Origin of the sequence: Sphingosinithalassobacter tenebrarum (assembly GCF_011057975.1) — a bacterium.
Classification (GTDB): domain Bacteria; phylum Pseudomonadota; class Alphaproteobacteria; order Sphingomonadales; family Sphingomonadaceae; genus Sphingomonas; species Sphingomonas tenebrarum.
Genome location: NZ_CP049109.1, coordinates 3850933 through 3859475, shown reverse-complemented (window position 1 = coordinate 3859475; position 8543 = coordinate 3850933). Strand labels below are relative to the sequence as shown.

The following is an 8543-nucleotide window of genomic DNA, read 5'->3' as shown; positions in this document are numbered from 1 at the left end:
GAGGGGACCGCGCTGCATAGCAGCGTGGTGGAGGGGCGCCGCGTCAGCGGCGGGAAACCTGACAGGCTCGAATCTCGTGCAGAGGACGTAGAGCCCTTTCGAAGCCATGCCGTCTCCGCGTTGTTTGCGCCCCGGCGCGAACCGAAACCGCGGCTGCGCCGCTGCCCCTCCACCATCGCTTCGCGACGGTCCCCCCTCCCCGAGACGAGCTCGGGGAGGACGCTAGACCCGCTCGGCCGAGCTGACGATTTCGGTTGCGCGGAGTGCCGCGAGCAGGCGCATCAGGTGCGGCAGGTCGCGCACTTCCAGCTCGAGCGTGTTGGTGTGGAAGGTCGTGTCGCGATCGTCCATGCGCAGGCCGAGGATGTTCGCTTTGTGCGTACCGATCAGCGTCGCGATCGTGCCCAGCGCGCCGGGTTCGTTCTTGAGCGTGACGTTGATCCGCGCGATTCCGCCCGATGCCTTTTCGCCCCATTGCAGGTCGACCCAGTCGGCATCGGTGACCTCGGCGAGCTTCTCGCATGTGATCGCATGGACTTCGATTCCCGCGCCCGGGCGGCGGATGCCGACGATGCGGTCCCCGGGAATCGGCCGGCAGCATTTTGCGAGGTCATAGGCGACGCCCGGTGTCAGCCCCTTGATCGAAATCGCATATTGCTGCGGCGGCATGTCCTGCACCGCGCCATCGGCGGTGCCGGGCATCAGTGCCTCGATCACCTCCGCCTCGGAAAGCTGCTGGCGCGCCATCGCGTCCATCAGTGCCGCTTCGTCGGGAAGCTGGAGGCGCTTGAGCGCGTCCGCCATGCCGTCGGCCCCGACCGGCGCGGGGAGGCGCTGGACGATTTCCTCGTACAGCTTGCGGCCGAGCGCTTCGTTCTCCTCACGCTCCTTGTGGCGCAGCGAACGGCGGATCGCCGCACGCGCCTTTCCGGTAATCGCGAAATTGAGCCAGTTTTCCTGCGGAACCTGCGCGCGCGAACGCAATATCTGCACCTGATCGCCCTGCGCGATTTCGGTGCGCAACGGCACGACGCGGCCGTTGATCTTCGCGCCGACCGACTGGTCGCCCAGGTCGGTGTGGACGGCATAGGCGAAATCGATCGGAGTCGCGCCCTTGGGCAGCTGGATCAGTTCGCCGCGTGGCGTGAAGGCGAAGATGCGATCCTGATACATCGCCAGCCGGGTATGTTCGAGCAGCTCCTCGGCATTGCCGGCATGGTCGAGAATCTCGACGAGGTCGCGGATCCAGCTGACCTGCGTATCGGGGCGCACCGCGTCCTGCTTGTATGCCCAGTGCGCGGCGAGGCCGTACTCGGCCTGGGCGTGCATCTCATGCGTGCGGATCTGGATTTCGACACGGGTATTTTCGGCGAGGATCACGCTGGTGTGTAGCGAGCGATAGCCATTGCGCTTGGGCGTCGAGATATAATCCTTGAACCGGCCCGGCACCATCGGCCATTTGCGATGGATGACACCCAGCGCACGGTAACATTCCTCCTCTGTGCCGACGATCGCGCGAAACGCTGTGATATCCGAAAGCTGTTCGAGGCTGACATGTCGCTCGGACATCTTCCGCCAGATCGAATAGGGGTGTTTCTCGCGCCCCGAGATTTCGGCGTCTATGCCGTTGCGCGCCAGCAACTGGGTGAGGGTCTTCGATACCTTGGCGATGCGGTCCTCGCCGCCCTTGCGCAGCAGCTCGAGCCGGTTGGTGATCGATTCGAAGGCTTCGGGTTCGAGTTCGCGAAAGGCGAGCGTCTGCATCTCCTTCATGAACTCGTACATGCCGATCCGCTCGGCGAGCGGGGCGTAGATGTCCATCGTCTCGCGCGCGATCCGGCGGCGCTTCTCCTCGTTCTTGATGAACTTGAGCGTGCGCATGTTGTGCAGCCGGTCGGCGAGCTTGACCAGCAGCACGCGGATGTCGTCTGACATGGCGAGCAGGAACTTGCGCAGATTCTCCGCCGCGCGCTCATTCTCGCTCTGCGCCTCGATCTTCGACAGCTTGGTGACGCCGTCGACCATTCGCGCCACAGAGGGACCGAATTTGGCGAGGATTTCCTCCGGCGTCGCCACCGTATCCTCGATCGTGTCGTGCAGGATGGCGGTCGCGATCGTCTCGTCGTCGAGCCTGAGATCGGTCAGGATGCCCGCGACTTCGATCGGATGGCTGAAATAGGGATCGCCCGAAGCGCGCTTCTGGCTGCCATGCGCATGCATCGAAAAGACATAGGCGCGGTTGAGCAGTGCCTCGTCCGCCTTCGGGTCGTATCCCTTGACCCGTTCCACCAGTTCATATTGCCGCAGCACGCGCGTGAAACTCTGCCCTCTACCGATTACCGGGACGCCGAAGCGCTCCTGTGCATAGATGGGGCCGTATGCTGCCTATTTGCAACAGAAATGGTCAGCTTTGCGCATAGGCGTTGCATTCGGACAACGCCGCCGCGTCGAAGGGGCTGCCATTGGCGGTGAAGCTGGCGAGCCGACCGATTTCGCGCGCGATCGACTGGCAGATTACGGCGTCGCGTGAAGATGCCCTCGGTGCGACGCAACGCTGCGCGTCGCAATGCCATACGGCGCGGCGTGTGACGATCCGTTCCTTTTCCGGCGCGGCGACGGGAACGGCGGAATAATGCACCCCCGCCGACTGGGCCTCGCTGGTTGCGGGGACGAGCGGAAGCATCGCCGCAGCTGCCGCCGCGGCCTGAATCAGGCGAACCATGTTGCATTCTCCAGTGGAGCAACCATTTCAGTTGCTAAACGATACCTATATTCCGGCAAAGTAAGTTGCAACTAAAAACTGTTCTTGTCTGGCAACGATTTCCGCGATTTGGCGCTGTCGCAATTTGGTCTATGGTGTGCGGTTATGGATGAAGCCGTTCGACAATCGCTGCGTGAAGCGGCGGCAAGCTGCAGCCTGCCCGCCGCGCTGGAAGCGATGGGCGAGCGCTGGTCTTTCCTGATCCTGCGCGGCTGTTTCAGCGGCCTGCGTCATTTCGAGGAGTTCCAGTCGGAGCTTGGAATCGCGCGCAACATCCTCGCCAATCGCCTGTCGCGACTGGTCGAGCACGGCATCCTGCGCCGCGAGCCGCATCCCGACGATCGCCGCAAGATCGAATATCGCCTGACCGAGAAAGGCTATGCGCTGCTGCCGACGATGGTCGCGCTGCGGCAATGGGGCGAGCGCTGGGAAACCGGCGTTCCCGCCAACCCGATCCTGGTCGACGCACGTGACCGCCAGCCGATTCGTCCGGTCGAAGTGCTTGCCCATGACGGGCGCCAGCTCGGCAAGGGTGACTTGCTCTGGGCGATGCCCGGCGATGTTGACGCGGCGGACGCCACCAGCGAAGCAGCCGAATAGATACCGCCAGCTTCGGAAATCCCATGACCGTCAAATCGCTGTTCGCCACGCGCTTCTATCAGGGCGCGCTTAACGACGACGCGCTGCTCGAGGACGTCGAGGAGGCATGCTACGATCTGGCTGAGGCCGACCTTGCCGGGCAGGCCTGGTCCGAACAGCATGGCTATCGCGGCTATACCAGCTACGCGTCGCTCACCGATTTGCCGGTCCGCGATCCTCGGTTCGGCGATCTGGTGCGGCACCTCAATCGCCATGTGGCAAAGTTCGCCAGGGAATGCTGCTTCGACCTGGGCGGCAAGCGGCTGAAGCTCGACAATCTGTGGGTCAACATCATGGAGCCGGGCGGCACCCATTCGGGGCATATCCATCCGCACAGCGTGGTTTCGGGGACCATCTACGTCACCGTGCCAGAGGGTGCGGGGGCGCTGAAACTGGAAGACCCGCGGCTTGCCATGCTGATGGCGGCCCCGCTGCGCACCGAGGACGCGCCCGAAGATCTGCAGCCCTTCGTCTATGCGCAGCCCGAACCGGGGGCGATCTTCCTTTGGGAAAGCTGGCTGCGCCACGAAGTGATGCAGAGCCGCGCGGAGGAAGACCACCGCGTCAGCGTCAGCTTCAACTATCGGCGTTAGCCGGCGACGCCAGCGCCTCCAGCCGTTCGCGCACGCGCGGCGGGATCGTCAGCGGGCGGCGCGTTTCCAGATTTAGGTGCACGCTGGTGATATCGACCGTGGTGTGCAGTTCCCCGGTAATGGAATGCCGCAGTTCGACGCGCATCGTCATGCTCGAATTGCCCAGCCGCGCGACATGGGTGCGCCCTTCGATCAGGTCATCATGGTGAAACGGCGCCGAGTAGTTCAGTTCGGCGCGCACCACATTGAATTCGGCCGCGCTCCATTCGGGCCCGAGATCGTCTAGCGCCGCCCAGCGCCAGAATTCGGTGAGCACGACATCGGCATATTCGAGATAGCGCGAATTGAAGACGATCTTCTGACCGTCGATTTCGGAATAGCGGACGCGGATCTGGGTGGAAAAATCGGTGGCGGTGCGAGTCATCGTTCGCGGATAGCTGCGGTGCGGCGAAAAAGCACGCCCTGCCGGCATTCCGTTGGGTTCGAGTAGCCGTCGAGCCTGTCGAGACGGCGTATCGAGAACCGCCGGCGCACGCGCCAGGGGTTCTCGACAAGCTCGAACCCAACGGATCGTTGGATGTTACCCCGTCTTCTTCTGCCCGCCGGTATTGACGCCCATCGACTGGAGATAGCGCTTCACGTTGCGCGCCGCCTGGCGCAGCCGCTGTTCGTTCTCGACCATCGCGATGCGGACATAGCCTTCGCCGTTTTCGCCATAGCCGACGCCCGGCGCGACCGCGACCTTGGCTTCGGTGAGCAATTGCTTCGAAAATTCGAGGCTGCCGAGATGCGCCAGCGCGGGCGGGACGGGGGCCCAGGCGAACATGCTCGCCTTGGGCGCCGGGATTTCCCATCCGGCGCGACCGAAGCTCTCCACCAGCACGTCGCGGCGCTTGTGATAGAGCTGGCGGTTCTTCTCGACGATGTCCTGCGGACCGTTCAGCGCGGCGCAGGCCGCGGCCTGGATCGGGGTGAAGGCGCCATAGTCGAGATAGCTCTTCACCCGCGTCATCGCCGCGATCAGCTTCTTGTTGCCGACCGCGAAGCCCATTCGCCAGCCCGCCATCGAATAGGTTTTCGACAGCGAGGTGAATTCGACCGCCACGTCCTTGGCGCCCGGCACCTGCAGGATCGAAGGCGTCGGGTTGCCGTCATAATAAAGCTCGGAATAGGCGAGGTCCGAAAGCACCCACAGCCCCTGTTCCTTGGCGAAGGCGACGAGCCGTTCGTAGAAGGCCAGGTCCACCGTTTCGGCGGTCGGGTTCGACGGATAATTGACCACGAGCACGCTCGGCCGCGGCACGCTGAAATGCATCGCGCGCTCGAGGCTTTCGAAATAGCGATCGTCGGGCGTGGTCGGCACTTCGCGGATCGTCGCCCCGGCGATGATGAAGCCGAAGGTGTGGATCGGATAGCTCGGATTGGGCGCGAGGATCACGTCGCCCGGCGCGGTGATCGCAGTGGCGAGGCTGGCGAGCCCTTCCTTCGATCCCATCGTCACTACGACTTCGCTTTCGGGATCGAGATCGACGCCGAAGCGACGGCCGTAATAATTGGCCTGGGCGCGGCGCAGCCCGGGAATGCCCTTGGACTGCGAATAGCCGTGCGCATCGGGCTTGCGGGCGACTTCGCACAGCTTTTCGATGACATGGTCGGGCGGCGGCAGATCGGGATTGCCCATCCCCAGATCGATGATGTCCTCGCCTGCCGCGCGCGCCGCTGCCCGCATCGCGTTGACTTCGGCGATGACATAGGGGGGCAGACGCTTGATGCGGTAGAATTCGTCGGACATGATCGGGTGCACGCCTCCTCGCGTGAAGTTTATCGCGGTACCGAATTGGCAGCCGCGCTTGTCGACTCTATACCCCTGTCATCGGGCATGCCAGCAAAAGCGAGGCAAATGAGCACGCAATGTCGCTGAACGAAGCACGGCGTCGCCTGCGCGAGGCGGCGCAGGAGACCTGGCTGCTGGTACCAGCAGTCGACGCGAGTGACAGCTGGCTGGGGGGCGTGCCGCGAGGCGATATCGGCGGCCCCTGGCCGTACTGGGAAGGCGAACCGCTTGATTTCATAGGGCAGGTCGATCTTTCCGAACTGCATTCCGTGGGCGGTCCCGATTGGCTGCCGGCGGCGGGAACGCTGCAGTTCTTCTTCGATTGCAAGCAGCGCGGGTGGGGACTCGACCCGAGCAAGAAGGGCAGCTGGGTGGTCCGCTATCGCCACGCTGACGCGCCCGAGGGGCTGACGTTGCCGCCGCCCGAGGCATGCACGCCCTTTCCGGTGCGATCGGTGATCTTCCTGCCCGAAGTATCCTGGCCGACGACCAACCGCCTGGTGCTGGGCGATCTGGCACTCACCCAGGCCGATATCGATGCGCTGATCGAGCCGTTCGACCGGCTGGATGAGCAGCGACATCGCATCGGCGGTTGGCCTGAACCGATCCAGTCCGATATCATGGAGGAGCAATGCCAGTGCGCTTCGCAGGGAATCCAGGTGCCCGATGCGGACCGGCTCCCGGCCAGCGCCGGCGCCGCGCTGGCGGTGGGCGCGAACGACTGGCGATTGCTGCTGCAGGTCGATTGCGACCCCGATCTCAACATGGAATGGGGCGAGGGCGGCCGGCTGTATTTCTGGATTCGTGAAGACGATGCCCGGGCGGGACGATTCGAGCAATGCTGGATGATCCTTCAGTCCTTTTGACGGAAAGGCAGTGATGACCACGAGCGAGATGGCCGCTGAACCGGCAATGCAGATGCCGTCGCTCGAGGAGTTGCAGCACTGGACCTGGGTGTTCGGCCAGGCGCAGCAGATGATGCTCGAGCAAGGCCTCGACATGATGGCGCACATGCCCGGACCTGCCGCCATGTCGCATCTGTTCGAACCGGCTGCCGCATTTCGCGCCACTGCGGATTTCTGGTCGGACACGATGACGCTGTGGTCGCGTTTCCTGACGCAGGAGCCGGGGGCGCCGCTGGGTGAGGATGCCGAGCAGGCCCGCGATCGCCGGTTCAGGGCGCCGCAATGGCACGAACAGCCGCTGTTCGATTTCCTGCGGCAAAGCTATCTGGTCATTGCTGAGCATATGCTGAAGGGAGTGGATGCGCTCGAAGGCGTCGACGCGCGACACAAGGAGCAACTGCGCTTCGCCACGCGCGGCTTCCTCGACGCCATGAGCCCGGCCAATTTCCCGGCGACCAACCCCGAAGTGCTCGAGAAGATCGTCGAGACCAAGGGCGAGAGCCTGCTCAAGGGCCTGCAGCACATGCTCAATGACATGGCGCGCGGGCAGCTGACCCAGACCGATCCCGACGCGTTCGAGGTCGGGCGCAATCTGGCGACGACGCCGGGCAAGGTGGTCAGGCGCACGCCGCTCTACGAACTGATCCAGTACACGCCGACAACGCCTGATGTCCTGAAGATGCCGGTGGTGATCTTTCCGCCCTGGATCAATCGCTATTACATCCTCGATCTGACGCCGGAAAAGAGCTTCATCCGCTGGGCGGTGGCGCAGGGCGCCACGGTTTTCGTCGTATCGTGGAAATCAGCCGACGCGTCGATGAAGGACGTCACCTGGGACGATTATGTCGAGGGCGGTCAGATCGACGCCATCGATACTGTGCGCGACCTGCTCGGTGTCGAGAGCGTTCATGCGGTCGGCTATTGCGTCGCCGGAACGACGCTCGCCGCGACGCTCGCGGTGCTTGCCGCGCGCGGGCAGGCGGACAAGGTGAAAAGCGCGACCTTCCTTACCGCACAGGTCGATTTCAGCCATGCCGGCGATCTCAGCAACTTCGTCGACGACGAACAGCTCGCGCTGATCCGCAGCCTGTCGAGCGACGGCTATCTGGACGGGCGCTATATGGCCGCGACGTTCAATCTGCTGCGCGGACGCGATCTGATCTGGAGCTATGTCACCAACAATTATCTGCTGGGCAAGGATTATGCGCCGTTCGAACTGCTCTACTGGAATTCGGACGTCACCAACCTGCCGGCAAAATGGCATCTCGCCTATCTGACCGATCTCTATCGCGATAATCGGATGGTCGAGCCGGGCGCGCTGTCGATCGGCGATACCCCGATCGACCTGAGCAGCGTGAAAACGCCGTCCTATATCCAGGCCGGGCGCGAGGACCATATCGCGCCGCCCGAAAGCGTGTGGAAGCTGACCGAGCATTTCCACGGGCCGATGCGCTTCCTGCTCGCGGGAAGCGGCCATATCGCGGGGGTCGTCAATCCGCCATCGAGCGGCAAATACCAGTATTGGACCAACGGCCGCCGGGTTAAATCGCTGCAGACCTTCCTCAAGGGCGCCAGGGAGACCAAGGGCAGCTGGTGGCCCGACTGGATCGCATGGCTGCGCGGACAGGATGGGCAGACCGTGCCCGCGAAGGGAGAGCGCATCCCCGGGAAGGGCAAGTTGAAGAGCCTGTGCGACGCACCCGGAACTTATGTGCGGATGCGATAGAACGTTAGGTCACGCTGCCGAAATTCATGCTGCAGTGCACAATTTCTCTTGATTTGAGCCTCCGTGACTTGTAAATGTTGCATCG

The 8543-nt window shown here is 63.5% G+C and carries 8 protein-coding genes; 4 read left to right on the top strand and 4 right to left on the bottom strand.

The genetic code is table 11. From position 1 onward, the window contains the following. Window positions 1–222: 222 nt before the first annotated feature. Entirely contained in the window at window positions 223–2310 is a 2088-nt protein-coding gene (locus G5C33_RS19160; RefSeq protein WP_165328610.1) for a RelA/SpoT family protein, read from the bottom strand. 94 nt (window positions 2311–2404) lie between these two features. Then, complete coding sequence (locus G5C33_RS19155; RefSeq protein WP_165328609.1) at window positions 2405–2722, bottom strand: CC_3452 family protein; 318 nt, start codon at window positions 2720–2722, stop codon at window positions 2405–2407. A 144-nt stretch (window positions 2723–2866) separates the two neighbouring features. Between G5C33_RS19155 and G5C33_RS19150 the strand changes: the two genes are divergently transcribed. Continuing rightward, a complete protein-coding gene (locus tag G5C33_RS19150; RefSeq protein ID WP_165328608.1) occupies window positions 2867–3361 on the top strand; it encodes a winged helix-turn-helix transcriptional regulator in 495 nt (164 codons plus the stop codon). Between the two features lie 23 nt (window positions 3362–3384). Beyond that, window positions 3385–3993, top strand: coding sequence for a TIGR02466 family protein (locus G5C33_RS19145; RefSeq protein WP_165328607.1), 609 nt, complete (start codon window positions 3385–3387; stop codon window positions 3991–3993). Here the strand turns inward: G5C33_RS19145 and G5C33_RS19140 are convergent. Next, window positions 3977–4417, bottom strand: a complete 441-nt coding sequence (locus G5C33_RS19140; protein WP_165328606.1) for an acyl-CoA thioesterase — start codon at window positions 4415–4417, stop codon at window positions 3977–3979. The two genes, G5C33_RS19145 and G5C33_RS19140, sit on opposite strands and share 17 nt — an antisense overlap. 156 nt (window positions 4418–4573) lie before the next feature. Further along, window positions 4574–5785: an LL-diaminopimelate aminotransferase gene (locus G5C33_RS19135; RefSeq protein ID WP_165328605.1), complete on the bottom strand. Its 1212-nt coding sequence runs from the start codon at window positions 5783–5785 to the stop codon at window positions 4574–4576. Window positions 5786–5904: 119 nt separating this feature from the next. On the opposite strand from G5C33_RS19135, the gene G5C33_RS19130 reads away from it, so the two are divergent. Together G5C33_RS19130 and G5C33_RS19125 are read left to right on the top strand one after the other, a co-directional pair. Next, window positions 5905–6693, top strand: a complete 789-nt coding sequence (locus G5C33_RS19130) for a YwqG family protein (protein WP_165328604.1) — start codon at window positions 5905–5907, stop codon at window positions 6691–6693. Between the two features lie 28 nt (window positions 6694–6721). Further along, window positions 6722–8458 carry a PHA/PHB synthase family protein gene (locus G5C33_RS19125; protein WP_165328961.1) on the top strand — a complete coding sequence of 579 codons (1737 nt, stop codon included), beginning with the start codon at window positions 6722–6724 and terminating at the stop codon, window positions 8456–8458. The last annotated feature ends 85 nt before the right edge of the window (window positions 8459–8543 follow it).